This window comes from Pseudonocardia sp. GCM10023141 (assembly GCF_042653605.1).
Window position 1 is genome coordinate 255,071 of sequence record NZ_JBHSIR010000067.1, and the last position, 26,281, is coordinate 281,351.

A 26,281-nucleotide genomic window follows, 5' to 3' on the forward strand; every position below is an offset into this window, starting at 1 on the left:
GGCGAACGGTAGCACCCGATGGAGCCGGGCTCCTCGGGTTTCTCGGGGGCGCAGCTCCCCGGCGTCCAGCGGGGTGGCGGCTCCCGCACGTCAGGAGGGCCACCCTGCTGACGTCCAACGTCTGGAAGGCCACCTTGCTGACGTCCCGGCGCCGCACCCCGACGGACCGCAGCATGGTGGCCATCCCAGCGTCAGATCGCAGGATGGCCACCATGCTGCGATGTGGGACGTCCAGCGGCGGGGGCCGCACCACCGCGCCAACCCAGCAGCCACCGCGCCGATGTCGGGACGTCGGCGCCGAGGCCAATTCGTTGGCGCCGCCCAACCCCCCCACCCACCGCGCCAACGTTGTGGCCACCGCGCCGATGTCGTGACATCGGCGCGGTGGCCAATGCGTTGGCGCGGTGGGCCCGCCGGCCGGACCGCGCGGCCAGCCCTACGCCCCCGGCTTCTTCCCCATCTCGATCCCCACCGGCGGGGTGGGGGCGTCGGCCGGGTCCTCCGCAAGCAGGTCGGCGGGCGCGGCGGTTTCCCGGCGCCCCGGCTTGCGCCCCAGGAACGTGTGGACGATGTGTTGCTGCCAGCCCGGCATCGTGGACACGATCACATCGGTGTAGCCCGTGGCACCCATGCGCGTGGTGAAAGCCTCGACACCGTCGAAATCCAGCACGCTGCGCCACAGGTACCGGTGCAGCGTGGCCGAACCCGTGCGCAGCCGGGCCATCGGGATGATCACGCCCCAGCTGACGGCCGTCCAGATCATGCGGCTGCGGGCGGAGTCGGCCACCGAGTACTCGTGCACCGCCAGCGGCGCGCCCGGCCGCAGGAGCGTCTGGAACGCCCGCAGCGCGGCGTTGCGGTCCGAGAGGTTGCGCACCAGGTAGGCGGCCATGATCCCGTCGTACTGGCCGACGATCTTGATGCGGTCGAGCTCGTCGACGTTGCCGTGCAGGAACCGCACCCCCGCTGGCCAGGTCTTGCGCCGCGCGACCGACAGCATCTCCGCCGACGCGTCGACCGCGGTGATGTCGGCCTCCGGCGCCGCGTCCAGCAGCGCCGCGGTGGACGCCCCGGTGCCGCAGCCGAGGTCGAGCAGGCGCAGCCCGGCACCGCGGTTGGGCAGGCCCATCCGCCGCGCCGATATCCGGAGGTGCTCGTGGTAGCCCGGATTGGCCCCCACCAGCTTGTCGTAGAAGCGCGCCTGCGCGTCGAACGCACGGGGCACGCTCAGCTCGTCCCGACCCGATCGTGCAGCACTCACACCACCGAGTCTGGCGCATCGGGGCCGTCGCGTCGCGCTCCCTCGCTGGAGCCATCGGCCGTACCCTGGCGCGCGATGGTCCGAGCTCTGGTGGTCAGCGACGAGGTCGACGCCGGGTTGCGCGCGTGCGCACCCCGGCGCTGCGACGTCGACGTGATCATCGCGGCGGGTGATCTGCCGTTCGACTACCTCGCCGATCTCTGCAACACCGTCGACCGGCCGGGGGTGCTCGTACCGGGCAACCACGACCCCGACCTGTCCGGTTTCTCCGACAGCACGGGCCTCTGCACGCGAGCCGGACTGCCCGACACCTGGCCGGGACCTGCGGGTTTCGACGACGCCGACGGCCGGATCGTCGATGTCGCGGGCCTGCGGATCGCCGGTCTCGGCGGGTGCGTGCGCTACCGCCCCGGCCCCAACCAGTGGACGCAGAGCCAGCAGGCGCGCCGGGCCAGGAGGCTGGTGCGCGCCGCACGCAGGATGCGGCGCCGCGACGGCCGGGGCGTCGACGTCCTGCTCACCCACGCCCCACCACGGCACTGCGGCGACGGCGAGGACGCGCCGCACCACGGTTTCGACTGCCTGCACGGGGTGGTGGCCGCGTTGGCGCCCCGCCTGCTGCTGCACGGCCACATTCACCCGTACGGGCAGCCTGCGCCCGACCGCTTCCTCGGGGAGACCCGCGTGGTCAACGTCGTCGGCCGCCGCATCATGGAGCTCTGATGGCGAGCACGGGCTTCTCGCAGTCCGATGCCGAGAACGACTTCCAGCGGATCCGGCGCCGTCAGGTGCTCTCCCGGCTCGCCGCGTGGCTGCGCCGCGAACCCGACGACGTCTCCGAGATCCTCCCGTTCGACGAGGTCGTCGCGGCGCTGGGCCCGACCGGCGAGCGGGTGCTCGGGCTGCAGATGATCGACGTCGACACGATCGTCGGCAGCGTCGATCGCACGGAGGACTTCGACCGCTGGTTCCGGCCGCGCTCGGAACACACGCGGGAGCGCTGGGAGCGGCTGGCGCGCGCCCAGCGGCGCGGCGAGTCGATCCCGCCGATCGAGGTGTTCCGCATCGGTGAGCTGCACTTCGTCAACGACGGCCACCACCGCGTGTCGGTGGCGCACGCGATGGGGCTGCGGCAGATCGACGCGTACGTCACGCAGGTCACCACGAGGGTCGACGCCACCGGCATCTCGCGGCGCGGCGACCTCATCACCAAGGACCTGCGGCGCGTGTTCCTCGATCGGGTCCCGCTGACGGGGCCGGCCCTGTGCACGATCATGGTGACGTCGGCGTGGTCGTACGCGGTGCTCAGCGAGACCGTCGAGGCATGGGGCTTCCGGCTGATGCAGCAGGAGAGCCGCTACCTCGACCGGGAGACGGTGGCCAGGCGCTGGTACGGCGAGGAGTTCCGGCCCGTCGTGCGCATGCTCGAGCACGCAGGCCTCGTCGGCGACCGCACCGACGCGGAGGCCTACCTGCAGCTCGCCTGCCAGCGCTACCGCCTGATGCGCACGCACCGCTGGGACGACGAGGTCCTGGACCGGCTCCGCCTGGATCCTGGCTGAGATCCGACGCTTTCCGGCCCGCGATCTCGATGTCGCTTTTTCGCCAGCGGTCAGGGCGGAACCGGTTGATGCTGGACAGGTGCACGAAGACGTCGAACGCTGCCTGGCCGCCGTGCGGTCGAAGGACGCGCGGTTCGACGGCTGGTTCATCACCGCCGTGCGCACCACCGGCATCTACTGCCGGCCCAGCTGTCCCGTGGTGCCACCCAAGGCCGAGAACATGCGGTTCCTGCCCAGCGCCGCCGCGGCGCAGCAGGCAGGCTTCCGCGCCTGCAAGCGCTGCCGGCCCGACGCGAGCCCCGGGTCACCACTGTGGAACGAGCGCGCCGACCTCGTGGCCAGGGCCATGCGCCTGATCGCCGACGGCGTCGTGGACCGCGAGGGCGTCACCGGTCTCGCCGCCCATCTCGGATACAGCACGCGCCAGGTCGAGCGGCAGCTCTCCGCCGAGCTCGGCGCCGGGCCGTTGGCGCTCGCACGGGCGCAGCGGGCCCAGACGGCCCGGCTGATGATCGAGACCAGCGCGCTGCCGATGGGCGAGGTCGCGATGTCCTCGGGCTTCGCCAGCATCCGCACGTTCAACGAGACGGTGCTCGAGGTCTTCGCGCTCACCCCCACCCAGCTGCGCGCCCGGGCCCGGCAGGCCCCGGCGACGACCGGCACCAGCCCGGGGACGCTCACCGTCCGGCTGCCGTTCCGCGCGCCGTTGAACCCCGACAGCCTGTTCGGACACCTCGCCGCCACCGCGGTACCCGGCGTCGAGGAGTGGCGCGACGGCGCCTACCGGCGCACGCTGCGGCTCCCGCACGGCCACGGCATCGTCGCGCTGCGCCCGCCGGTCGACGATCCGGCGCGCCGCTGGGTGGAGTGCCGCCTCACCCTCGCCGACCTGCGCGATCTCCCGATCGCCATCAGCCGGTGCCGCCGCCTGCTCGACCTCGACGCCGACCCCGTGGCGGTCGGTGAGCACCTGGCCGCCGATCCGGCGCTCGCCCCGCTGGTGCAGAAGGCCCCCGGACGGCGGGTGCCGCGCACGGTCGACGCCGACGAGTTCGCCGTGCGCGCCGTGCTGGGCCAGCAGGTGTCCACGGCGGCGGCACGCACCCACGCCGCGCGGCTGGTGCTCGCTCACGGCACGCCCGTCGACGATCCCGACGGTGGCCTGACCCACCTGTTCCCCGACGTCAACGCGCTGGCCACGCTCGACGTCGAGCGGTTGGCCTTCCCCCGTGCCCGCCGGGCGGCGCTCCTGACGGTGATCACGGCGCTGGCCGCGGGCACCGTCGACCTCGGCGCCGGATCCGACTGGCAGCAGGCGCGCGCCGCGCTGGCCGCCCTGCCCGGCATCGGCACCTGGACCGTGGAGACCATCGCCATGCGCGCGCTCGGCGATCCCGATGCGTTCATCGCCACCGACCTCGGCGTCCGCCGCGCCGCCGAGTCGCTCGGCCTGCCAGATCCCCCGGCGGCCCTGCGCCGGTACGCCGAGCGCTGGCGACCGTGGCGCGCCTACGCCGTGCAGTACCTCTGGGCCACCGGCGACCATCCCATCAACCGCCTGCCTGCGGGGAACGCATGACCCACACCGTCGTCACCAGCCCGATCGGCCCGCTGACGCTCGTCGCCACCGACGGCGTCCTGTCGGGCCTGTACATGGACAGCCAGCTCTACCTGCCCGACATCACGACGTTCGGCGCCGAGGAGCCCGACTGCCTCCCGGAGGCGCGGGAGCAGCTGCGCGCCTACTTCGACGGTGAGCTGACGGCGTTCACGTTGGCGGTGGCACCGCGGGGCACGCCGTTCCAGCAGCGCTGCTGGGCGCAGCTGCAGCAGATCCCGTACGGCGAGACGTGGACCTACCGCGAGCTCGCCGAGCGGATCGGGCGTCCCACCGCCGCCCGGGCCGTCGGGATGGCCAACGGGCACAACCCGATCAGCATCGTCATCCCGTGCCACCGGCTCGTCGGCACGAACGGCAGCCTCACCGGGTACGGCGGCGGCGTGCAGCGCAAGCAGGCGCTGCTCGACCTGGAGCGCGGCCGCCGTCCCCGCGGGTGATCGGACCGGACGGTCAGGCCAGGCCGGTTCCCATCGCGAGCTTCGCCAGCAGCTCGCGCGCCTTCTCGGCGTTGCGCGGCTGGCAGAGCACGTCGTAGCGGCCTGCCACCATCTGGCTCGCCGACGTGAAGTCGCGACGGCCACGAGAGGCGCCGTAGCCGACGGCGGCGAAGACGAGGCCGAACAGGATGCCGCTGGCCAGCCCGACGAGGATCGGGCCGAACGGGCTGCCGGCCGGCGTGAAGAAGCTCAGCAGCAGACCCACGAACAGGCCGAACCACGCACCGGACGCGGCACCGGACATCAGCACCCGCCCCCAGGACAGCCGGGCGATCACGCGCTCGACCAGCATGAGGTCGACGCCGACGATCGTGACATCACGGACGGGGAAGTCGGACTCCGCCAGGTGGTCGACGGCCCGCTGCGCCTCTTCGTACTTCGCGTAGGAGCCGACCGGCCAACCGGTGGGCGGGGTCGGCAGGTTGGGCAGGCCGGGCGCATTGCGCGCGGGCCCGCCGAACGGTGTGGACACGGGGGCCTCCAGTTCCTCGGTTCGGGGGCTCCGGGACGTGCCGGAGTCTCCCTGGTCAACGAGCCGACCAGGGACGAAGTGCCCGTAACGGCGATCATCACACGAACCGCGTGCCGGTGGGAAACGGACGTGCCCGCACGACCGAGCGTAGTCAGCGGTACCCGGCTGCTTGCAGGGAGAACAACTCGGCGTACCGGCCACCTGCGGCGACGAGGTGGTCATGGTCACCCACCTCGAGCACGCGGCCGCCCTCCATGACGACGACGAGGTCAGCGGTGCGCACGGTCGAGAACCGGTGCGAGATCAGCAGCGTGACGGCACCGTTGCGCTCGGCGTTGCGCCGCGCTGCCGCCGCGTAGCGCTGGAACAGCCGGTGCTCGGCGGTGGCGTCGAGGCTCGCCGTGGGCTCGTCGAGCACCACGAGCAGCGGGTCGTCGCGCAGGAACGCCCGGCTCAGCGCGAGCTTCTGCCACTGCCCGCCGGACAGGCCGTGCCCCCCGGTGTGCACGGACCCGACCATCGTGTCCAACCCGTCGGGCAGCCGGGTCAGCACGTCGGCGGCCCCGGCCCGGTCCATCGCCGTCGTGACGGCCGCCGCGTCGTCGATCCGCGGGAGGTCACCCACCCCGACCGACTGCTGCACCGCCAGGTGCAGCCGCGCGAAGTCCTGGAACGCCGCCGTGCACCGGGCGTGCCACCCCTGCGGGTCGACGGTGCCGAGCCCCAGGCCGTCGACCTCGATCGAGCCGCTGTCGGGCCGGTACATCCCCAGCAGGAGCTCACCAGCGTCGTCTTGCCCGCCCCGTTCTCCCCGACGATCGCGACGGTCGACCCGGCGGGCAGGTGCAGGTCCACACCGTCGAGCGCGACCCGTTCCGTGCCGGGGTAGCAGAAGGTGACCTTGTCCAACCGGAAGCCGTCGTGCAGCTCCTCGGGTGGCCGGGCGGTGCCGTGCTCGGCGGCCTCCCGCGCGGCGTGGTCCTCGAGCCAGAACAGCCGGTCGGCCGTGGTCAGCGTCGTGACCAGCTGCCCGGACCGCTGGGCAGCGGTGGCCAGCTGGGTGCGGGAGCGACGGATCAGGGAGACCGCCATCAGCACCGAGCCGATCGAGAGCAGCCCGTCCGATGCCCGGACGACGACGAACGCGATCGCCCCCATCAGCCCCGCGGCGTAGACGAGCCAGCCCGCTCCCTGCACCGCCAGCACGGCCAGCGCCTGCCGGCCCGAGCGCCGGTCGAGCTCGGAGATCAGCCGCCGGTGCTGTGCCGCGAGGTGATCGGTGAGGCCGTAGGTGTGCAGCTCGGCCGCCGATCCGGCGGTCGTCGCGAGCCCGAAGATCAGGTCCGCGAGCCGACGCGGGTGGCTCGCGTCGTTCTCGGAGCGCCGCACGATGCGCTTGGCGAGCCGGTCGGCGGCCATCGGCGGGAGGGCGCAGACCGGGAGCAGCACGAGCCACCACGACACCAATGCGAGCAGGACCAGCAGCGCGACGATCCGGGCGAGCGAGGTGACGTTACCCAGCAGCTGCCGCGGTGCGGCGGCGAGCATCCGGCGGTTCTTGGTGATCAGCTCGACCTCGGTGAGGTACTCCGGCCGCTCCAGGTGCGACAGGCCTGGGATGCTGCCGATCAGCCGCATGACCGATGCCGTGCGGAACACGCTGATCCGGTCGGTGAGCGTCATCGCCTCGATCGCGCCGACGCCCGAGAGCACCCAGCCCACCGCGAGCAGCCCGCCGATGAGCAGCGCGGCGTCCCCGTGCTCGCCTTCATGGGGCGAACCTCGCCGCCTGCACCGCGTACATCTCCGCGTAGGTGCCGCCGGCGGCGACGAGCTCGTCGTGCGTGCCGCGCTCGGTCACGCGACCGCTGTCGAGCACGCAGACCGTGCCGGCGCGGCGCACCGTGGCGAACCGGTGCGAGATCACCACGGTCGTGAGGCCGCGGGTGATGTCGAGGAAGCGCTCGTAGAACGCCGCCTCGCCGCGGACGTCGAGCGCGGACGTCGGCTCGTCGAGCACGAGCACCCGCGCGCCGTGCCGGGCCGCGAACAGGGCCCGAGCGAGCGCCAGCCGCTGCCACTGCCCGCCCGAGAGGTCCACCCCGCCGGGCAGCTCGCGGGTGAGCAGCGTGTCCCAGCCGTGCGGGAGCCCCTCGACGACACCGGCGAACCCGGCCCGCTCGGCCACGGCCTCCACACCCTCGCGGTCTCCGTGGTGCTCGATCGCGCCCAGCGCGACGTTGTCGTAGGCCGAGAGCGGGTAGCGGACCGGGTCCTGGAACACCACGGCCACGGTGCGCTGCCAGCCGGCCGGATCCAGTTCACGCAGGTCGACGCCGTCTGCGGTGATCCGCCCCGTGGTCGGCTCCCGCAGCCGCGACAGCAGGCTGACCAGCGTGGTCTTGCCGGCGCCGTTGACGCCCACCACCGCCGTGGACGTGCCGGCGCGCAGCTCGAGGTCGATCCCGTCGAGTACCGGGTCGGAGCGGCCGGGGTAGGAGAACGTCACACGGGCGCGTCGCCGGGGAAGACGCCGGTGAGGCTGCCCTCCGCGCTCGCCAGCCGGTCGAGCACGGCCGGGTCCTCGAGGTGCCCGATCCCGGTGGGGCCGGACACGGCGCGCAGCAACCGGGCCTGCATCGACCCGGTGATCCGCGAGCGCGCCGCCGTGCCGAGCGCCGCACCGACCGGGTCGAGGACCGGCAAGAACGCGTAGGCGATGCCCGCGAGCACCAGCGCGATCGCGATGCGTTGCACGTCGACCGCACCGAACCCGTCGCGAACGGCGTCGGCGACGTCACCCACCACGGCGCCGAGCGCGGCGACGACGACGGCGGGAGTGACGGCGCCGGCGCGCACCCAGAGGGCGACACCCACCGTCAACGCCCGGCCGGCGGCCCACAACAGGCGGGTCGCCTGCCGGCCGTGGGACCAGGCCCGGACGGCCGCAGATCCAGCATCCACGATCTTGACGGTAGGGCCTGCCGACCCTGCTCGTCTTCCCGGATCAAACGCCTGGACCAGGCGAAACGGGACGTCAGCGGAGCTTGTACTCCTTCAGCAGGCCGCGGCTGATGATCGTCTTCTGGATCTCGGAGGTGCCCTCGCCGATGAGGAGGAACGGCGCCTCGCGCATCAGTCGCTCGATCTCGTACTCCTTCGAGTAGCCGTAGCCGCCGTGGATGCGGAACGACTCCTGGGTGACCTCCGCGCAGTACTCGCTCGCGAGCAGCTTGGCCATGCCGGCCTCGACGTCGAAGCGCTCACCGGAGTCCTTGAGCCGCGCGGCGTTGACCATGAGCGCGTGCGCTGCCTCGACCTTCGTGGCCATCTCGGCGAGCTTGAACGCGATGGCCTGGTGCTCGGCGATCGGCTTGCCGAACGTCGAACGCTGCTGGGCGTACTCGATGGCCAGCTCGAACGCGCGGATGGAGATGCCGCAGGCGCGGGCCGAGACGTTGACCCGGCCGACCTCGACGCCGTCCATCATCTGGGCGAAGCCCCCGCCGCGCTTGCCGCCGAGGATCTGGCCGGCCGCCACGCGGTGGCCCTTGAACACCATCTCCGTGGTGTCGACGCCCTTGTACCCCATCTTGTCGATCTTGCCGGGGATGATCAGCCCGGGCGCGACCTCGCCGTAGCCGACGGGCTTCTCCACGAGGAAGCAGGTGAGGTTCTGGTACGGCTTGGGCTGCCCCTCGTCCGTCTTGACCAGCACCGCGGTGAGGTTGGACGTGCCGCCGTTGGTGAGCCACATCTTGGCGCCGTCGATGACGAAGTCGTCGCCGTCGGCAACGGCCTTCGTCTTGATCGCGGCGACGTCCGAACCGAGGTCGGGCTCCGACATCGAGAACGACCCGCGGGTCTCCCCCAGCGCCATCTGCGGCAGGTAGCGCTGCTTCTGCTCGTCAGTGCCGTGGTGGGCGATCATGTGCGCCACGATGAAGTGTGTGTTGATCACACCGGACACGCTCATCCAGCCGCGCGCGATCTGCTCGACCACCAGCGCGTAGGTCAGCAGCGACTCGCCGAGCCCGCCGAACTCCTCGGGGATGGTGAGTCCGAACAGGCCCATCTCCTTCATCCCGTCGACGATGTCCTGCGGGTACGCGTCGGCGTGCTCGAGTGCCGTGGCGTGCGGGATGATCTCCTTGTCCACGAACGTCTTGACCGTGGCCAGGATCTCCTGCTGGATCTCGGTGAGACCGGCGGTCTGAGCAAGCCGAGCCATGAGGAACACCTCCGGGGAAGGCGCCGGGGCGAAGCTCCCGGCGCTGGGCTACTGAGCAGTATCCCCCCGAGTGACATCCCAAGCACGTCGCGGACGTGTGAAGACCCGCACACACCGCCGGTTGCTCGCACACACCCCCCGGTGCCGGCACACACCGCACACGGTGTGTGCGGCCACGCTGCGGTGTGTGCGAGCGGTTCAAGCCGAGCGGAACCGCCGGCGCAGGCGCTTCGCGGTGTCCGCGAAGTTGCTCAGATCTGCCCAGATCCAGCGGACCACGCCGAGGTCCTCGTCGCGAATGGCGTCCTCGCGCTGCTTCTCGGCGAACACCACATCCGATGCCGACTGGCCGGGCTTGAGCAGCCTGCCGTACTTGATCTCGCCGTCGAACTCTCCGACAGTGCGCAGCTTCGGCCAGCCGAAATCGACATCAGCGACCCAACCGGATCGGCCGATCACCTGCCACTGCAGCACGGGCGTGGGCAGGCCGGCGCGAGCGATCGCGACCCGGCTGCGTGACTCCCCGACGCTGGCCGACCGCGCGTCGGCGAAGGCCAGTACCCGCCGGGCCTGCGGTACGCCTGGCCATCCCGTTGCCCGCACGAGGGCGGCATCCAGCTCGGCGGCACTGACGAGCTCAGCGTGCAACGCGGCGTCCGCCACGGCTACTGCCTGCTCGAATCCCGAAGTGCGCGCCAGATCGACGACAGTGCGCGCAACGGACGTCGCGTCCACGCCCTCGGCGACGACGATCTCGTCCGAGGCGAGCGAAGCGGTGTAGACGTGCACTTCCCTGCCACACCTGCCGCCGCTGCGACGCGGCTTCGTGACCTGGACCGTGTCGAGCGCGATGCCCCACACCGGCAGCCCGTGCAGCACGGCCGCCGATACGTGGCTGACCACCGCAGCGTCCGCCAGATGATCCACCGCCGCCTGCACGCGCAGTGCATGGCGCAGCTCGGCCGCGGCGGGCAGGCCCCCGATGATGTACGCACCTCGGCGGACGGGCGTGAGCCCGCCCGCGCTCAGCATGCGCAGCACCTCGTGATCGGGGAAGCCCTCCGCGCGGAGTCGGCGGCGCAGCACGACCTCGGGAACGTCCACGCGAAAAGCATGCGGGAGCGACGGCCGCCGCGGGCCCGAACGGCGGAACTCACCGGTCGCACACACCCCCCGGTGCCCGCACACACCGCACACGGTGTGTGCGGTGGTGCTGCGGTGTGTGCGAGCTGGTCAGCTCTCCGGCGGCGTCCACTTGTCGGTGCGGTCCATGCCCGCCGCCCGGCCCTTGCCGCTGATCACCAGCGCCATCTTGCGGCTGGCCTCGTCGATCATCTCGTCGCCGATCATCGCGGCGCCGCGCTTCCCGCCCGCCTCCGACGTGTAGTAGTCGTAGGCGTCGAGGATGTTCTCGGCGTGGTCGTAGTCGCTCTGCAGCGGGCTGTAGGTCTCGTTGGCCGCGTCGATCTGGCCGGGGTGCAGCACCCACTTGCCGTCGAAGCCCAGCGCCGCGGAGCGGCCGGCGACGCGGCGGAACCCGTCGACGTCCTTGATCTGCAGGTACGGGCCGTCGATGGCCTGCTTGTCGTGCGCGCGGGCCGCCATCAGGATGCTCATGAGGATGTGGTGGTAGGCGTCGCCCACGTCGTAGCCGGGCGGCTGCTCCCCCACCACGAGGCTCTTCATGTTGATCGACGCCATGAAGTCGGCCGGGCCGAAGATGATCGTCTCGACGCGCGGCGACGCCGTGGCGATCGCGTTGACGTTGATCAGCCCCAGCGCGTTCTCGATCTGCGCCTCGATGCCGATCTTCCCGACCTCGTAGCCCATCGTCTTCTCGATCTGCGTCAGCAGCAGGTCCAGCGCCACGACCTGCTCGGCCGTCTGCACCTTCGGCAGCATGATCGCGTCGAGGTTGGCGCCCGCGCCCTCCACGACCTCGGTGACGTCGCGGTAGGTCCACTCCGTGGTCCAGTCGTTCACCCGCACGACCCGGATCCGCTCGCCCCAGCCGCCCTCGTTGAGTGCCGCGACGATCGTCTTGCGGGCACCGGGCTTGGCCAGCGGCGCGCACGCGTCCTCGAGGTCGAGGAAGACCTGGTCGGCGGGCAGCGTGCGGGCCTTGTCGATGAACTTCTGACTGGATCCCGGGACTGCCAGGCAGGACCGACGGGCACGGATCTTCGACGTCACGGTTGCGGACTCCTCATCGAGGTCGGCACAGCTTGTCGAGGATGTTGACACGGCGACCGGCCCGCTGCGCCCCCAGGTGATTGGTTTCTCACCCAGACGCGTCCGCCGACACGTCTCCCGACCACGTTCGGGAGACGTCCGACGGGTACCCCGGCGCCCTACGCTGTCGCCCATGGCCACCGATCGGATCTTCGTCGCACGGCTGGTGGGGCTCGCCGTCTTCGGACCGGACGGCGAGCGGGTCGGCAAGGTGCGCGACCTGATCGCCACGCTGCGGGTCGACGCGACGCCGCCGCGCGTGTTGGGGATGGTCGTGGAGCTCGTCACCCGCCGTCGGATCTTCGTGCCGATGCTGCGCGTCACGACGATCGACCCCGGCGCGGTGACGCTCGCCACGGGCTCGGTGAGCCTGCGCAAGTTCGTGCAGCGCCCCAACGAGACCGCCCTCATCGGCGAACTGCTCGACGCGCACGTCCAGCTCGTCGACTCCGGCACCGAGGTGATGGTCGTCGACGCGGCCATCGAGCAGGTCCGCTCCCGCGACTGGATCGTCGGCAGGCTCGCCGTGCGCACCCGCCGGCACGGCCTCACGCGCCGCGGCCAGGTGCAGGTGGTCGCCTGGGGCGACGTCACCGGGCTGACGCTGTCGGACCGGCAGGGCACCGCCGGGCTGCTGTCGGTGTTCGACACCATGCGACCCGCCGACGTCGCCACAGCGCTGGCCGCGCTGCCCGAGAAGCGCCGGCTGGAGGTCATCGACAGCCTCGACGACGAGCGGCTCGCCGACGTCTTCGAGGAGATGGCCGAGGCGGATCAGCGCACGCTGATCTCGCACCTCGACGTCGAGCGCGCCGCCGACGTGCTCGAGGCGATGTCCCCCGACGACGCGGCCGACCTGCTGGCCGAGCTGCCCGACGCCGATGCGCAGGCCCTGCTGGGGTTGATGGAGCCCGACGAGTCCGCGCCGCTGCGCCGCCTGCTGACGTACTCGTCCAACACCGCGGGCGGCCTGATGACGCCGGAGCCGGTGGTGCTGGCGCCCGACGCCACCGTCGCCGAGGCGCTCGCGCGCGTGCGCAACCCCGACATCCCGCCCGCACTGGCGAGCATGGTGTTCGTCTGCCGCCCGCCGACCGGCACCCCGACGGGACGCTACCTCGGCTGCGTCCACATCCAACGGCTGCTGCGCGAGGCGCCGTTCGAGCTGGTGGCCGGGCTCGTCGACAGCGCGCTCGCCACCCTGCACCCGGACGCGCCGTTGGGCGAGATCACCCGCTACTTCGCGGCGTACAACCTCGTGGCCGGGCCCGTCATCGACGCGGAGGAGCACCTGCTCGGCGCGGTCACCGTCGACGACGTGCTCGACCACCTGCTGCCCCCGGACTGGCGCGACCGGCTCAACGACAGCGACCCGAACGGGAACGGTGCGCACGAGGACGACGACACCTACCCGGAGAGCGGCCGGACCGAGGACAGCGAGGTGGCAGATGCCTGAGGTGACCACCTACCGGCGGCTGGACCAGCCCCGGCAGAGCCGCGCGCGGTTCGAGATCGACCCCGACGGGTTCGCGAAGCTGTCCGAACGGGTGGCCCGCTTCCTCGGGACGGGCCGGTTCCTCGCGATCCAGACCGTGATCGTCGTGATCTGGATCGCGCTGAACCTGTTCGCGCTGAGCCTGCAGTGGGATCCCTACCCGTTCATCCTGCTCAACCTGGCCTTCTCGACGCAGGCCGCGTACGCCGCCCCGCTGATCCTGCTCGCGCAGAACCGGCAGGACGACCGCGACCGCGTGTCACTCGAGGAGGACCGCACCCGGGCCGAGCGGACCAAGGCCGACACCGAGTACCTGGCGCGCGAGCTCGCGGCGCTGCGGCTCGCCGTGGGCGAGATGGCCACCCGCGACTACCTGCGGGGCGAGCTGGACCGGCTCGCCGACCGCATCGCGGAACGACCGCGGGCGAGCCGGTCGGGCCGATCCTTCGACCAGGCCAACGGCCGTGTCAGTCGGCCAGCCGACGACTGATCCGCTCCAGCGCCGTCAGGTCGTCGGCGTCCAGGCGCGCGGCGAAGTGCCGCACGACACCCGCCAGGTGCGTGCGCGACGCGATCCGCAGGCGCTGCAGCCCGGCCTCGGTCAGCCCGGCGGCCACTCCCCGACCGTCGGTCTCCACCGGGCACCGGGTGACCAATCCCACTTTCTCCAGCCGGTCGACCAGCCTGGTCACCCCCGAACGCGACAGCAGGACGGCGTCGGCCAGCTCGGTCATCCGCAGCTGCCGCCCCGGTGCCTCCGCGAGCTGCACCAGCACGTCGTAGGCCGCCAGCGAGAGCTGCTGCTCCGCTACCAGCTCGGCCTCCATCGCCCGCGTGATCGTGGCGTGGGCCCGCAGGAACGCCCGCCACGCGGCCAGCTGGGCCCGCGTCGGTCCCGGTCGCCCCGGTGGTGCTGTTGCAGCCGATCTCTCGGCGATCTCCGTCATATCTCCCCCTTGACTCGGCGCAGGTTGCGCCGGACCCGACTGCAGCGGCACGTGTCCACAGACCACTGCACTGCAGTCAAGGCAGCCGATGCTACGGACGAAGCAGCTTCGTGGCACGGCCGTAACATGGTTTGCAGTCGCGGCGTGAGCCGCGTCCGCGTCACCAGGGAAGGCTTTGATGTCCACCTCCGGCAACACCACCACCATCGAGCAGGCCGTTCGGGCCGCGCTCGCCACCGTCGACGATCCCGAGATCCACAAACCGATCACGGATCTCGGCATGGTCAAGAGCGTCACGGTGTCCCCGGACGGGCATGCGCACGTGGGTGTGTTCCTGACGGTGGCCGGCTGCCCGATGCGCGACACCATCACCAAGCGCGTCACCGCGGCGGTGTCGGCGGTCGAGGGCATCAGCGGAGTCGAGGTCGAGCTCGACGTCATGAGCGACGAGCAGCGCACCGAGCTGCGGCGCGGACTGCGCGGCGATGCGGCCGAGCCGGTCATCCCGTTCGCCCAGCCCGGCTCGCTCACCCGCGTCTACCTGGTGGCCTCGGGCAAGGGCGGGGTCGGCAAGTCCTCGGTCACCGTCAACCTCGCCGCAGCGATGGCGGCGCGCGGGCTGGCGGTCGGGGTCGTCGACGCCGACATCTACGGCCACTCGGTGCCGCGCATGCTCGGCACCACCGATCGGCCCACCAAGGTCGAGAACATGATGATGCCGCCGCAGGCCCACGGCGTGAAGGTCATCTCGATCGGCATGTTCACCCCAGGCAACGACGCCGTCGTCTGGCGCGGCCCGATGCTGCACCGCGCGCTGCAGCAGTTCCTGGCCGACGTCTACTGGGGCGATCTCGACGTCCTGCTGCTGGACCTGCCGCCCGGCACCGGCGACATCGCGATCTCCACCGCGCAGCTGGTGCCCAACGCCGAGCTGATCGTGGTCACCACGCCGCAGATGGCAGCGGCCGAGGTGGCCGAGCGGGCCGGCTCGATCGCGCTGCAGACGCGCCAGCGCCTCGCCGGTGTGGTGGAGAACATGTCGTGGATGGAGCTGCCCGACGGCTCCCGCATGGAGGTCTTCGGCTCCGGCGGCGGCCAGGCCGTCGCCGATTCGCTCACCACGATGCTCGGCGCGTCCGTGCCGCTACTGGGCCAGATCCCGCTGGAGCCCAAGCTGCGCGAGTGCGGCGATTCCGGCACCCCGATCGTGCTTGCCGACCCGGAGTCGGCGAGCGCGAAGGCGCTGCAGGCGGTGTCCGACAAGCTCACCACCCGGGCGCGCGGCCTCGCCGGGATGAGCCTGAGCATCAGCCCCGTCAGCAAGTAGACCGTGGCGGGACGGCGCGCGGCGCCGCAGGTTCTGCGCGAACGCGTGGGGTCGGGGCTCGCCGAGCTCGTGGCCGACCGCGACGCCGCCCGCGCGTTCACGCTGCTGATCGACGGCACACCCCAGTCCCACGTCCATCTCGACGACCCGGGTGAGCTGCGGTTCGAGTACATCCGCAGGCTCGCCCGGCTCGTCGACCTCGCCCGCCCACCCCGGCAGCCACTGCGGGCGCTGCACCTGGGCGGTGGCGGGTTGTCGCTGGCCCGCTACGTCGCCGCCACGCGGCCACGCTCCACCCAGCAGGCCGTCGAGGTCGACGGGGCGCTCGTGGAGCTGGTGCGCCGCGAGCTGCCGCTGGACCGCAACTGGCGACTCAAGATCCGCACCGGTGACGCGCGCGAGCAGCTGGTGCGCTCCCCACCCGGCCGGTTCGACCTGGTGGTCAGCGACGTGTTCGCAGGCGCCCGCACCCCGGCGCACCTCACGTCCGTCGAGTTCGTGGCGGCCGCTGCGGCCGCGCTGGACGTCGGCGGCTGGTACGCCGTCAACATCGCCGACGGCGGCGCGCTCGCGTTCACGAAGGCGCAGGTGGCGACCGTGCGCGCCGTGTTCGGGCACGCCTGCCTGATCGCCGACCCGCCGGTGCTGCGCGGGCGCCGCTTCGGCAACCTGATCCTGCTGGCCGCGCACGCGGAGCTGCCCGTCACCGCGATCGCCACGGCGATGACCGCGGATCCGGCACCCGGCCGCGTCCAGCACGGGCCCGAGCTCGACCGCTTCACCGGCGGCGCCCACCCCGTCACGGATGCCACGGCACAAGCGTCCCCGCTGCCCCCGGACGAGCTCTTCGGTCGCCGCCCCGCAGACGGCGACTTCGCGTAACCACCCGACCGTCGAGAACGACGTTATCATGATCGAATAGCCCTTTTGATCACGACAACGTCGTTCTCGACGGGCTTGGGTGACAGAGGGTAGCGGCGCGAGTTACGTGGCGTCGGGGTCGATCGGGGGCCGCTCGCCCGGCCCGAGCTTCTCCGGGGCCGCGGTCTGCGGGTTGGTGTCCTTGCTCATGTTCAACGCGCCGCCGGCACCGGTCGCGAAGCCGTTGGGCTTGACCTCCGGCGGGTCGTCGAACAGCGCGCGCTGCACCATGCCGCGCGGGTTCAGGTCGCGCAGGCCGCGCAGCTCGTCGAACGGCTTGCGCAGCTCGTCGAACTCCGGGCCGAGCTCGCCACGCAACTGGTCGCGTGCGCCGCTGGCGTACTCCTTGACCTGACGGATGCTGCGGCCCACCCACGCGGCGGCGCCGGGCAGCCGCTCGGGACCGAGGATGAACAAGCCCGCCACGACGAGCACCAGGATCTCGCCCCAGCCGACACTGTCGAACACAGCTCCACCTTAGAGGCTAATCGGACGTGAGCACGACCTGCACCGTCAACGGACGTCCGTCGCGCACCAGATCGACCTGCACGGAGTCGCCCGGCTTGTGCTCGCGCGTGGCCACGACGAGCGCGTCGGAGCCGGGGATCGGCCGGGCCCCGACCTTGACGATCACGTCGCCCTCGATGATGCCCGCCTTCGCCGCCGCGCCGCCCGCCTGCACGTTCTGCACCTGCGCGCCGTCGGTGGTGCCGTCGCTGACCGAGCGCGCGTTGATGCCGATCTCGGCGTGCTTGACGACCCCGGTGCGGATGAGGTCGGCCGCGATGACCTGCGCGGTGTCGATCGGGATCGCGAAGCCCAGCCCGATCGAGCCGCCCTCGGACTGCCCCTGGCTCAGGCTGCGGATGGCGGTGTTGATGCCGACCACGGCGCCGGTGGAATCGACGAGCGGCCCGCCGGAGTTGCCGGGGTTGATCGCGGCGTCGGTCTGGATGGCGTCGATCACCGCGTTGGTGTCGGAGCCGCCGCCGTCGAGCCGCACCGGCCGGTCCAGCGCGCTGACGATGCCCGTGGTCACGGTGCCGACCAGGCCGAACGGCGAACCGATGGCGATGACGCTGTCGCCGACGGCGAGGTTGGACGTGGCGCCGATCGTGGCGACCACCGGGTTGGCGACGTCGACCTTGACGACCGCGAGGTCGGTCTTGGGATCGCGGCCGACGATCTTGGCCGGAACCCGGGCACCGCCCTGGAAGATCGCCTCGATCGTGGCCTGCGCCGCGCCTGCCGCGGCAGAGACCACGTGGTTGTTGGTGAGGATGTAGCCCTTGGGGTCGATCACGACGCCCGAGCCGGTGCCACCCTCGTTGCCCACCCGGGTCTCGATCGACACGACGGCGGGCACCGTGCGCCTGGCGATCTCGGCGACCGAGCCCACCGGGCGCTCCTTGCCCGCTATGGCCTGCGTGATCTGCGGGTCGGGGTCGGTGAGGCCACTGGCGCGTTCGGCCGTGACGCGACCGACCAGGCCCCCGGCAGCGCCCACCAGCACGGCGACGAGCGCCAGCACGATCAGCGCGCGCGCCTCCACGCGCTTGCCGAAGAGGACGTCGCGCAGGCTGAGCCGGGCACCGGCCGGCAGCGGGGCCGCAGCGGGCTCCGGCTCGCCGTCGACGGGCGGGCCGAGCGCCACGGAGCTGTCGGGGTCTCGCCACGGGTCCGCGTCGGCGTCGGAACCCCAGAAGGGGCCCTCGCCGGGATCGGCGGTGACCCCGTTGGTGGGGGGCCGCTGCAGCGTCGGCGCCTCGGGATCGGGCCGCCCGAACGCGCTGGCCAGCGCCGCGGGTGGGGGTGCAGCCAGCGCCGTGCGGGTGGCGGCCGCCTGGGCCTGCGGTGCCGCGAAGGCACCGTCGACGCCGTCGGGGCGGCCGAAGACCGACGCGGAGCCGGGATCGATCGCGGGACGGTCGAGGGGGCGCGGTCCGAGGCGCGGGGGCCCACCGTTGCGGTCGGCCGGTTCGATCACGAGAGCGGGCTGTGCCACGGCTGCCTCGCCGGGTGCCATTGCCTGCGGACCGTTGTCGCGCTCGTCGTCCACCGCTGGCTCTCGCTCGGTCATTGCGGTGGGAGGCTCCTGTGCGGGATGCGGACAGATCCGACCACCAGCGTGCCCCAGCGGCGGTGAAGTCCGCGTAGCCGCGCGCTCAGTGCTGGCCGAGGAACGAGCCGGGTACGCGGCTCATCCGGTCGAGCAGTGGCTCCAGCTGGCCGGCAGGCGCGACCCGCAGGCTCGCATCCGTGACGTCGGCCGTGGTGCCGAACGCGGAGGTGCCGAACGCCGACGTGCCGAACGCGGAACCGCCGAGCACGCCACGGTCGATCGACGCGGTGGGCGGAGGCGCGTTCTCGACGTTGGGCGCGGTGAAGGCCAGCGCGCCGAGCGCGAGACCGGACACCGCCGCACCGGCGCCGAGCCGGATCCGGCGCTGCACCGGCCGCCGCTCCTGCGACGGCACGAGCGACTCGCCGGCGAGGCCGGCGGGTGGCTCGTCCAGTGGAAGGGGCCCGGACATGGGCCCGGACACGTGGTGGGGGCCCGCGATCCCGTGCGGCATCGGCGCGGCGGAGCGTTCCGGGCGCAGCACCGACACCAGCTGGCCGTCGGCGGTCATGGCGAGCCCCGGCGGCGGGCCGGGAAGATCGGTGTCCTGCGGGATCGAGCGCAGGCTCGACAGCAGCGACGACGGCAGGCTCGGACAGGCGGCCGCGCGCAGCGCGGAACGCGCCTGGCCCTGCGCGACGACCTGGGCCGCGCACTCAGGGCATTCGGCGAGGTGGCGGGTGGCCCGCTGCTGCGGTCCGTCGGCCAGCTCGTTGTCCACGTAGGCGACGATCGCATCGGACGACAGGTGATCCTGACCCCAGTCGGGGACCGTCACCGAGAACCGTCGACGCGACCCGTTCACCCGTGAACCTCCTCCAAGACTCCACGCCCGGACTCCTCGGCCAGCTCGGCCCTGCGCCGCTCCAGCGAGCTGCGCAGCGCGGCCCGGCCGCGGTGGATCCTGCTCCTCACCGTACCCAGCTTCACGCCGAGAGTGGCGCCGATCTCCTCATAGGAAAGGCCTTCGACGTCACACAGCACGACGGCGGCCCGGAACTCGGGCGGCAGCTCGTCGAGCGCGTCCTGCAGCATCGGGTCGAGGTGCGTGTCGGAGAACACCTGCTCCGGCTCCGGGCCGAGGCCGGGGAGGCGGTCGGAATCCTCGGGCAGCGCCTCCATGCGGATGCGTGACCGGCGCCGGACCATGTCCAGGAACAGGTTGGTGGTGATGCGGTGCAGCCAGCCCTCGAACGTGCCCGGCTTGTAGGACGCCAGCGAACGGAACACCCGGACGAACGTCTCCTGGGTGAGGTCCTCGGCGTCGTGCGGGTTGCCCGTGAGGCGGTAGGCGAGCCGGTAGACCCTGTCGGCGTGCTCCCGGACGACCTCGTCCCAGCTCGGCGGCGTCCACTCGGCGCCGTCCCCGGGCAGCACCGTGCCGCTGAGGGACGTGACTGAGCTTTCGGACATCGTGCGGTGGCACCTCCTGCGGCGGGTCGTGCCTCTTGCCCAACGAAGCACCGTTCCCGAGTGTTCCCGGAGCCCCCACCGGCCGACGACCCCGACCGATGACGCTCACGTTGCCGTACGCCTGTGAACGAGGGGTGAGAGTCGTCTGAGAGGAACCTGTGAATGCGAAAAGGTGAACGGGAGCCGACAGCGCGCCTTCCGGGTCGGCTAGCCGCGAGCTGCGACGACGTGGCCAGTAGCCTCTTGACCATGACGGGCCCGGACGACCTGCGCGCGCTGCGCGCCCACGTCGAGGACTACCTCGCCGAGGACGACGTACTGGCGGACGCTCGGGGCCGGGCCGCTGCGCTCGGCTGCATCCCGGTGGAGCGCGCCGCCGGGGCCGGCCTGCGCTTCCTGGCAGCCACGATCGGGGCCCGCGCGGTGGTCGAGGTCGGCACCGGGGTGGGCGTCAGCGGGTTGTGGCTGCTGCGCGGTATGGCCCCCGATGGCGTCCTGACCTCGATCGATGTCGATCCGGAATGCCAGCGCGCCGCCCGCGGCGCGTTCACGGCCGCCCGCTACGGCCCGTCCCGGCTGCGGCTGATCAACGGCATGGGCCTCGAGGTGCTGCCCCGGCTCACCGACGGCGGCTACGACCTCGTGTTCATCGACGCCACGCGCGCCGACTACCCGCGCTACCTCGACGAGGCGGTCCGGCTGCTGCGCCCCGGCGGCATCGTCGCGCTCGACGGCGTGCTCGGCCCGGGCGTTCTCGCCGATTCCGACGACGCGGAGAGCACGGCGCTGCGCGAGGCGGCGCGCCAGGCCCGCGAGGACGAGCGCCTCGTGCCGATGATGCTGCCGCTCGGCGACGGCCTGCTGGCCGCGGTCAAGACGGGCACCTGAGTGCAACGCGGCCCTAGAGGGCCGTGATGCCCTTGCCCAGCACCACCACGCCGCCCTGGCTCACGGTGTAGCGGGCGCGGTCGGTGGCCAGGTCGACGCCCACCAGCGCGCCGTCGGGGATCACCACGTTCTTGTCGAGGATCGCGCCGCGCACGACCGCGCCGCGTCCGACGCGAGCACCCGGCAGCACGACGGAGTCCGACACCTCCGCACCCGCGTCGATCCGGACGTTCGGGCTGATCACCGAGCGGCGCACGATGGCCCCCGAGATGATCGTGCCGGCGCCGACGATCGAATCCTGGGCGATGCCGCCCTCCACGAACTTCGCGGGCGGCAGCGGCGCGGTGGCCGTGCGGATCGGCCAGCGCTCGTTGTAGAGGTTGAAGATCGGGTGCACCGAGACGAGGTCGGTGTGCGCCTCGTAGTACGCGTCGATGGTGCCGACGTCGCGCCAGTAGCCCGAGTCGCGGTCGGTGGCGCCGGGCACCACGTTCTCCGCGAAGTCGTACACGTGCGCGTCGCCCTCGCGGACCATGCGCGGGATGATGTCGCCGCCCATGTCGTGGTCGGAGTCACCGTCCTCGGCGTCGGCCCGCAGCGCGTCCAGCAGCGCGTCGGTGGTGAAGATGTAGTTGCCCATGGAGGCGAACGTCACGTCGGGGTCGTCGGGCACCGACGGTGGGTCGGACGGCTTCTCGAGGAACTCCGTGATGAGCCCGGTCTCGTCCGAGGCGATGCACCCGAAGGCCTTGGCCTCCGCTCGCGGCACCCGGATACCGGCCACCGTGACGCCGGCCCCGCTCTCGATGTGGCGCGCGAGCATCTGGCTCGGGTCCATCCGGTACACGTGGTCGGCACCGAACACCACGATGTAGTCGGGCTTCGCGTCGTAGACGAGGTTGAGGCTCTGGAAGATCGCGTCGGCGCTGCCGGTGTACCAGCGGCGGCCGAGGCGCTGCTGCGCAGGCACCGTGGTGATGTACTGCCCGAGCACGCTCGAGAGCCGCCACGTGGTGGAGATGTGCAGGTCCAGCGAGTGCGACTTGTACTGCGTCAGTACGCAGATCCGGTGCATCCCCGCGTTGACGAGGTTGGACAGCACGAAGTCGATCAGGCGGTAGTTGCCGCCGAACGGCACCGCAGGCTTCGCCCGGTCGGCCGTGAGCGGCCACAACCGTTTGCCCTCACCGCCGGCGAGCACGATGCCCAGCACATTGGCGGCAAAGCCCAGTTGCGAGGCGGACGAGACCCGTGCCCCCGTCATCGCAGCCGTCCGGTCAGTTCCCCGGCCGGGACGGCCCGCAGCGTCGTCACGCAATGGACACTAGTGCTCTCGCCGGGTGCCCGGCCACAGGGGCGAAGCGGCGAACCGGCGAACTCTGCGGGCAGACCGGTGGAATCCCGCTCCGATGGCCTACCGTGCCGGGGTGCGCATCGGCCTGCTCACCCGCGAGTACCCACCGGACGTCTACGGAGGAGCGGGAGTCCATGTCGAACATCTCGTCCCGGCGCTGCGTGCGCTGGTGGATGTCGACGTCCACTGCTTCGGTGAACCCCGCGAGGGCGCGGCGGGGGTGTACGCGCACCGCCCCTCCAGCACGCTGGCCGACGCCAACCCGGCGCTGCAGACGCTCGGCGTCGACCTGTCGATGGTGGCGGGCCTCGGTGGAGTCGACATCGCCCACTCGCACACCTGGTACGCCAACATGGCGGGCCACCTCGCGAAGATCCTGCACGGGATCCCGCACGTCGTCACGGCCCACTCGCTGGAGCCACGGCGGCCGTGGAAGGCCGAGCAGCTCGGGGGCGGCTACCGCCTGTCGTCGTGGGTGGAGCGCACCTCCTACGAGGCAGCCGACGCCGTCATCGCGGTGAGCGCCGGCATGCGCACCGACGTGCTCGACTGCTACCCGGCGCTCGACCCCGCGCGCGTCCACGTGGTGCACAACGGGATCGACACGGACTTCTACCACCCCGACCCGGCCCGCGACGCCCTGCTCGGAGCGGGGATCGACCCGGAACGGCCCAGCGTCGTCTTCGTCGGGCGCATCACCCGCCAGAAGGGCCTCGGGCACCTCATCGCCGCGGCGCACCACATCGACCCCGCCGCGCAGATCGTGCTCTGCGCCGGGGCGCCGGACACCCCGGAGATCGCCGCGGAGACGGAGAAGGCCGTCGCCGACCTGAGCGAGGCCCGTCCCGGCGTGGTGTGGGTGAAGGGAATGCTGCCCACGGCGAAGGTCCGCCAGATCCTGTCCGCGGCCACCGTGTTCGTCTGCCCGTCGGTGTACGAGCCGCTCGGCATCGTCAACCTGGAGGCGATGGCCTGCGGCACCGCCGTGGTGGCCTCGGACGTCGGAGGTATTCCCGAGGTCGTCGAAGACGGTCGCACCGGCCTGCTGGTGCACTACGACGAGCATGCTGTGGACGCGTTCCGCACCGGCATCGCCGACGCCGTCAACGAGGTGCTCGCCGATCCCGCCCGCGCCGCGGCGATGGGAGCCGCCGGACGGGAGCGCGCCGAGCGCGACTTCGCGTGGGAGCAGGCTGCCGCCCGCACCGTGGAGATCTACAACGCCCTGACCTGACCGGAGCTCCGGGGTCAGGCTCGCAGCTGTGCCTTCGCGCGGGCCCGGTGCGCGGCGACGGCCGAGCGGTTCGCGCAGGCCGGCGAGCAGTAGCGGCGCGCCGCGTTGCGGGAGGTGTCCGCGTAGACGCGCTCGCAGCCCTCGGCCGCGCAGCGTCCGTGGCGGTCGGTGCCGTACTCCGAGACGAGCATCGCGAGCGCGAATGCCGTGGTCGAGCGCAGCCGGGCGACGACGTCGGCCTCGGGCGGCGAGTAGTGCAGGTGCCAGCCCTGGTCGTCGTGGTTGGACAGGTGCGGCTCGACCCGGACGTCGGCGAGCAGTGCGTTGAGGGCCACCGCGGCGCCGTCGAGGTCGGTGGCGTCGAACAGCGTGCGCAGGCGGCGCGCCCAGGCCCGCACGGCGGGCTCGACGCTCGCCGGAGCGCGGCCGGCGAGGTAACCGTGGTCGACCAGGATGGCTCGCATCTGGTCGGCGGCGGGCTGCTGCTCGCGGGGTGCGGCTGTGACCGCGTTCACCAGCGTGACGGCGGCGCCGAGCGCGTCGCTGCGGTAACCGATGAAGTCCACTGGCCTATTACCTCCGCTTGCCCCGTGGTGTAAGCTCTCAACTAATAACACATATTACATCGAGAGGGGGCGCGGCCATGCGGTGCGCGCACTGCGGTTGGCCCAGCGACGAGATGCGGGTGGTGTCCACCCACCACACGTCGGAGGGGTGGGTGCGCTACCGACGCTGCGTGTGCGGTGTCACGTCGATCGAGATCGTGACGCTGGACGACGACGGCACGCGAGCGGCTCCCGTATGGGAGCCCGCCACCGCGAGCTGATCGGCGGCCGGCGGAGAAACGAAACGGCGCTGCCTCATCCGCCCCCGAGGGGAGTGGATGGGGCAGCGCCGTTTCGGCGTGCGGGGTGACTCGGTCAGCCGGAAGCGGCCTTGAGCGCGTCACCGAGGTCGCTGGCCTCTTCGGCCGACATCTCCACGACCAGCCGGCCACCACCCTCGAGGGGGACGCGCATCACGATGCCCCGACCCTCCTTGGTCACCTCCAGGGGACCGTCGCCGGTCCGGGGCTTCATCGCCGCCATCTCCTGCTCCCTCCATCGTCGTACGAGTCGTTGTGCGTGCAGGGCGCCGCTGCGCGGGGGGAGCGCACGGCGGGGATGCTGCGAACATCTTTCCTTATCCGCCGCATCGGAGTGCAACCGGAGCGATCAACGCCTCGGTCGTTCACCCTGCGCGACGGTCAGGTCGCCGCGCGCCAGCAGTCCTGCACATGATCGTCGACGATCCCGGTGGCCTGCATCAGCGCGTAACACGTGGTGGGTCCCACGAATCGCAGGCCGTTCTTCTTGAGGTGGCGGGCCATCGCCGTGGACTCCGCGGTGATGGCCGGGACGTCGGCGAGCGTGGCAGGCCGCACGCGATGCGTGGCTTCGGGAGCGAACGACCACAGCATCTCGTCGAGCGGGACGTCGAGCTCCAGCACCCGGCCCGCGTTGTGGACGGCGGCCTCGATCTTGGCGCGGTTGCGGACGATGCCGGCGTCGGCCATCAACCGCTCCTTGTCGGCGTCGTCGAACGCGGCGACCACCGCCGGCTCGAAGCCGGCGAACGCGGCCCGGAACGCCGGGCGCTTGCGCAGGATCGTGATCCACGACAGCCCGGACTGGAACCCTTCCAGGCACATCCGCTCGAACATCGCCGTGACGCCGCGTAGCGGTCGGCCCCACTCGTCGTCGTGGTAGGCGGCGTACTCCGGTGCCGAACCGGCCCAGCCGCACCGCACGCGCTCATCCATGCCGGTGGTCTCCATCCCGGAACCGCTGCTCACAGACCTGTGCGAGCTTGCGCAGCGACTGCTGCACCCCGGCCCGGAACGCCGGGCGCACCACCGGCCAGCCGAGCCTGCCGAGCGCCCCCAGCGGCAGGTCGAGCTGCTCGCCCCACACGAAGCGCGCCCGCTGCGGCCCCAGCTCCCGCACCTCGAACGTGCCACCGCCGCGCACGACGTTGCCGTGATGGCGCACGACGCACCGGTGCGGCGGCGCCCACTCCACGATCTCCATGGGGTCAGTGAACGCCAAGGGTCCGACACCCGTGACCGCCCGCAGCCGGGCACCGGCCCGCCTGCCGTCTCCGGCACCGACGACCTCGACGCGGGTGCCGAGCATCCACTCGCCCTGGGCGGGCCAGTCGGTGACCGTGTGCCAGACGAGCTCAGCGGGCGCCCCGATGTCGACGGTCAGCTCCAGCTCGGCGCGCCCGGTCATCCGTCCTCGCCGTCGACGGCCCGGCGGTGGTTGGCCTGGTAGGGCTGCAGGTCGCGATCGGGCTCCGGTGACGGGCCGGGCAGGGCGCCGGGCCGGGGATCGGGTTCGGGATCAGGCACCCCCGACAGCTGCGCCACCTGCGCACGCAGCGACTCACGTTCGGCCGCCGCACGGTCGAGCTCACCGGCCAGCCGGTCGAGCACCCAGTCCACCTCGGTCATCCGGTAGCCGCGCACCGCCTGCGGGATGCGCAGCTCGCGGACGTCGTCGCCCCCGATCTCGCCGGCGGGCAACCGGGTGGGCGTGGCGCCCGGGGCGAGCGGTGCGAGCTCCTCGCCGCGGCCGAACACGACAGCGGCTATCCCGAACACGACAGCAGCGACCGCCGCAACGACGATCAGATAGATCAGCGCGGTCCCCACCCGGGCAAT

Annotated in this window: 29 protein-coding genes and 1 pseudogene; 11 read left to right on the plus strand and 19 right to left on the minus strand. The window is 72.2% G+C overall.

The genetic code is table 11. The features are described from left to right. Positions 1–436: 436 nt before the first annotated feature. Entirely contained in the window at positions 437–1,261 is an 825-nt protein-coding gene (locus tag ACFPFQ_RS39000; RefSeq protein WP_379628137.1) for a class I SAM-dependent methyltransferase, read from the minus strand. 75 nt (positions 1,262–1,336) lie between these two features. On the opposite strand from ACFPFQ_RS39000, the gene ACFPFQ_RS39005 reads away from it, so the two are divergent. The 4 genes from ACFPFQ_RS39005 (at position 1,337) to ACFPFQ_RS39020 (ending at position 4,881) form a co-directional block, all read left to right on the plus strand. Further along, the gene (locus tag ACFPFQ_RS39005) at positions 1,337–1,984 is read left to right on the plus strand and encodes a metallophosphoesterase family protein (RefSeq protein ID WP_379628139.1); all 648 of its coding nucleotides are present in this window, start codon (positions 1,337–1,339) and stop codon (positions 1,982–1,984) included. Beyond that, a complete protein-coding gene (locus ACFPFQ_RS39010) occupies positions 1,984–2,823 on the plus strand; it encodes a chromosome partitioning protein ParB (RefSeq protein WP_379628141.1) in 840 nt (279 codons plus the stop codon). The genes ACFPFQ_RS39005 and ACFPFQ_RS39010 overlap by 1 nt, the downstream gene beginning before the upstream one ends. A gap of 79 nt (positions 2,824–2,902) precedes the next feature. After that, positions 2,903–4,402 carry a DNA-3-methyladenine glycosylase 2 family protein gene (locus tag ACFPFQ_RS39015; protein WP_379628143.1) on the plus strand — a complete coding sequence of 500 codons (1,500 nt, stop codon included), beginning with the start codon at positions 2,903–2,905 and terminating at the stop codon, positions 4,400–4,402. Further along, a complete protein-coding gene (locus tag ACFPFQ_RS39020; protein WP_379628145.1) occupies positions 4,399–4,881 on the plus strand; it encodes a methylated-DNA--[protein]-cysteine S-methyltransferase in 483 nt (160 codons plus the stop codon). The genes ACFPFQ_RS39015 and ACFPFQ_RS39020 overlap by 4 nt, the downstream gene beginning before the upstream one ends. A gap of 13 nt (positions 4,882–4,894) precedes the next feature. Here the strand turns inward: ACFPFQ_RS39020 and ACFPFQ_RS39025 are convergent, their stop codons facing one another. From ACFPFQ_RS39025 to ACFPFQ_RS39055, 7 genes and pseudogenes are all read right to left on the minus strand, one after another. Further along, a complete protein-coding gene (locus ACFPFQ_RS39025; protein WP_379628147.1) occupies positions 4,895–5,413 on the minus strand; it encodes a general stress protein in 519 nt (172 codons plus the stop codon). A gap of 151 nt (positions 5,414–5,564) precedes the next feature. After that, positions 5,565–7,096 (minus strand): annotated as a pseudogene (locus ACFPFQ_RS39030) (ATP-binding cassette domain-containing protein). An 85-nt stretch (positions 7,097–7,181) separates the two neighbouring features. Further along, the gene (locus tag ACFPFQ_RS39035) at positions 7,182–7,922 is read right to left on the minus strand and encodes an ATP-binding cassette domain-containing protein (RefSeq protein ID WP_379628149.1); all 741 of its coding nucleotides are present in this window, start codon (positions 7,920–7,922) and stop codon (positions 7,182–7,184) included. Continuing rightward, positions 7,919–8,377 carry a hypothetical protein gene (locus ACFPFQ_RS39040; RefSeq protein WP_379628151.1) on the minus strand — a complete coding sequence of 153 codons (459 nt, stop codon included), beginning with the start codon at positions 8,375–8,377 and terminating at the stop codon, positions 7,919–7,921. Before ACFPFQ_RS39040 ends, ACFPFQ_RS39035 begins: the two co-directional genes overlap by 4 nt. A 73-nt stretch (positions 8,378–8,450) precedes the next feature. Continuing rightward, a complete protein-coding gene (locus ACFPFQ_RS39045) occupies positions 8,451–9,644 on the minus strand; it encodes an acyl-CoA dehydrogenase family protein (protein ID WP_379628152.1) in 1,194 nt (397 codons plus the stop codon). A 198-nt stretch (positions 9,645–9,842) separates the two neighbouring features. Next, positions 9,843–10,748 carry a hypothetical protein gene (locus ACFPFQ_RS39050; protein ID WP_379628154.1) on the minus strand — a complete coding sequence of 302 codons (906 nt, stop codon included), beginning with the start codon at positions 10,746–10,748 and terminating at the stop codon, positions 9,843–9,845. A gap of 129 nt (positions 10,749–10,877) precedes the next feature. Continuing rightward, on the minus strand, positions 10,878–11,837 hold the full coding sequence (locus ACFPFQ_RS39055) for an HpcH/HpaI aldolase/citrate lyase family protein (RefSeq protein WP_379628155.1): 960 nt from the start codon (positions 11,835–11,837) through the stop codon (positions 10,878–10,880). Between the two features lie 172 nt (positions 11,838–12,009). Here ACFPFQ_RS39055 and ACFPFQ_RS39060 point away from each other — a divergent pair, with 172 nt between their 5' ends. After that, positions 12,010–13,332, plus strand: a complete 1,323-nt coding sequence (locus tag ACFPFQ_RS39060) for a magnesium transporter MgtE N-terminal domain-containing protein (protein WP_379628157.1) — start codon at positions 12,010–12,012, stop codon at positions 13,330–13,332. Further along, complete coding sequence (locus ACFPFQ_RS39065) at positions 13,325–13,861, plus strand: DUF1003 domain-containing protein (protein WP_379628158.1); 537 nt, start codon at positions 13,325–13,327, stop codon at positions 13,859–13,861. The genes ACFPFQ_RS39060 and ACFPFQ_RS39065 overlap by 8 nt, the downstream gene beginning before the upstream one ends. On the opposite strand, the gene ACFPFQ_RS39070 is transcribed toward ACFPFQ_RS39065, so the two are convergent. Further along, complete coding sequence (locus ACFPFQ_RS39070; protein ID WP_379628160.1) at positions 13,839–14,318, minus strand: MarR family winged helix-turn-helix transcriptional regulator; 480 nt, start codon at positions 14,316–14,318, stop codon at positions 13,839–13,841. The genes ACFPFQ_RS39065 and ACFPFQ_RS39070 overlap by 23 nt on opposite strands. A gap of 178 nt (positions 14,319–14,496) precedes the next feature. Between ACFPFQ_RS39070 and ACFPFQ_RS39075 the strand changes: the two genes are divergently transcribed. Further along, positions 14,497–15,645, plus strand: a complete 1,149-nt coding sequence (locus ACFPFQ_RS39075; RefSeq protein WP_379628162.1) for an Mrp/NBP35 family ATP-binding protein — start codon at positions 14,497–14,499, stop codon at positions 15,643–15,645. Between the two features lie 3 nt (positions 15,646–15,648). Beyond that, positions 15,649–16,527, plus strand: a complete 879-nt coding sequence (locus ACFPFQ_RS39080; protein ID WP_379628164.1) for a spermidine synthase — start codon at positions 15,649–15,651, stop codon at positions 16,525–16,527. Positions 16,528–16,629: 102 nt separating this feature from the next. On the opposite strand, the gene tatB is transcribed toward ACFPFQ_RS39080, so the two are convergent. The 4 genes from tatB to sigE all read right to left on the minus strand — a co-directional run bounded on the left by tatB (position 16,630) and on the right by sigE (position 20,101). Continuing rightward, complete coding sequence (gene tatB / locus ACFPFQ_RS39085; RefSeq protein ID WP_379628166.1) at positions 16,630–17,034, minus strand: Sec-independent protein translocase protein TatB; 405 nt, start codon at positions 17,032–17,034, stop codon at positions 16,630–16,632. 16 nt (positions 17,035–17,050) lie between these two features. Further along, positions 17,051–18,646: a S1C family serine protease gene (locus ACFPFQ_RS39090; RefSeq protein WP_379628168.1), complete on the minus strand. Its 1,596-nt coding sequence runs from the start codon at positions 18,644–18,646 to the stop codon at positions 17,051–17,053. A gap of 85 nt (positions 18,647–18,731) precedes the next feature. Then, positions 18,732–19,466, minus strand: a complete 735-nt coding sequence (locus ACFPFQ_RS39095) for an anti-sigma factor family protein (protein WP_379628170.1) — start codon at positions 19,464–19,466, stop codon at positions 18,732–18,734. Between the two features lie 23 nt (positions 19,467–19,489). Next, positions 19,490–20,101 (minus strand): RNA polymerase sigma factor SigE, encoded by a 612-nt coding sequence (sigE, locus tag ACFPFQ_RS39100; protein ID WP_379628172.1) that lies wholly within the window; start codon positions 20,099–20,101, stop codon positions 19,490–19,492. A 249-nt stretch (positions 20,102–20,350) separates the two neighbouring features. Between sigE and ACFPFQ_RS39105 the strand changes: the two genes are divergently transcribed. Beyond that, positions 20,351–20,989, plus strand: a complete 639-nt coding sequence (locus ACFPFQ_RS39105) for an O-methyltransferase (RefSeq protein WP_379628174.1) — start codon at positions 20,351–20,353, stop codon at positions 20,987–20,989. 13 nt (positions 20,990–21,002) lie between these two features. On the opposite strand, the gene glgC is transcribed toward ACFPFQ_RS39105, so the two are convergent. Continuing rightward, complete coding sequence (gene glgC, locus ACFPFQ_RS39110) at positions 21,003–22,253, minus strand: glucose-1-phosphate adenylyltransferase (RefSeq protein WP_379628176.1); 1,251 nt, start codon at positions 22,251–22,253, stop codon at positions 21,003–21,005. 163 nt (positions 22,254–22,416) lie between these two features. Here glgC and glgA point away from each other — a divergent pair, with 163 nt between their 5' ends. After that, a complete protein-coding gene (gene glgA / locus ACFPFQ_RS39115) occupies positions 22,417–23,577 on the plus strand; it encodes a glycogen synthase (RefSeq protein ID WP_379628178.1) in 1,161 nt (386 codons plus the stop codon). 14 nt (positions 23,578–23,591) lie between these two features. Here the strand turns inward: glgA and ACFPFQ_RS39120 are convergent, their stop codons facing one another. Continuing rightward, entirely contained in the window at positions 23,592–24,143 is a 552-nt protein-coding gene (locus ACFPFQ_RS39120) for a CGNR zinc finger domain-containing protein (RefSeq protein ID WP_379628180.1), read from the minus strand. Positions 24,144–24,265: 122 nt separating this feature from the next. Between ACFPFQ_RS39120 and ACFPFQ_RS39125 the strand changes: the two genes are divergently transcribed. Next, positions 24,266–24,403, plus strand: coding sequence for a hypothetical protein (locus ACFPFQ_RS39125; RefSeq protein WP_379628182.1), 138 nt, complete (start codon positions 24,266–24,268; stop codon positions 24,401–24,403). Positions 24,404–24,497: 94 nt separating this feature from the next. Here the strand turns inward: ACFPFQ_RS39125 and ACFPFQ_RS39130 are convergent, their stop codons facing one another. The 4 genes from ACFPFQ_RS39130 to ACFPFQ_RS39145 form a co-directional block, all read right to left on the minus strand. After that, complete coding sequence (locus tag ACFPFQ_RS39130; protein ID WP_084211001.1) at positions 24,498–24,665, minus strand: DUF3117 domain-containing protein; 168 nt, start codon at positions 24,663–24,665, stop codon at positions 24,498–24,500. A 158-nt stretch (positions 24,666–24,823) separates the two neighbouring features. Further along, a complete protein-coding gene (locus tag ACFPFQ_RS39135; RefSeq protein ID WP_379628184.1) occupies positions 24,824–25,378 on the minus strand; it encodes a DNA-3-methyladenine glycosylase I in 555 nt (184 codons plus the stop codon). Next, positions 25,371–25,850 (minus strand): SRPBCC family protein, encoded by a 480-nt coding sequence (locus tag ACFPFQ_RS39140; protein WP_379628186.1) that lies wholly within the window; start codon positions 25,848–25,850, stop codon positions 25,371–25,373. Before ACFPFQ_RS39140 ends, ACFPFQ_RS39135 begins: the two co-directional genes overlap by 8 nt. Continuing rightward, positions 25,847–26,272, minus strand: coding sequence for a DivIVA domain-containing protein (locus tag ACFPFQ_RS39145; RefSeq protein ID WP_379628188.1), 426 nt, complete (start codon positions 26,270–26,272; stop codon positions 25,847–25,849). The genes ACFPFQ_RS39140 and ACFPFQ_RS39145 overlap by 4 nt, the downstream gene beginning before the upstream one ends. Between the last annotated feature and the right edge of the window lie 9 nt (positions 26,273–26,281).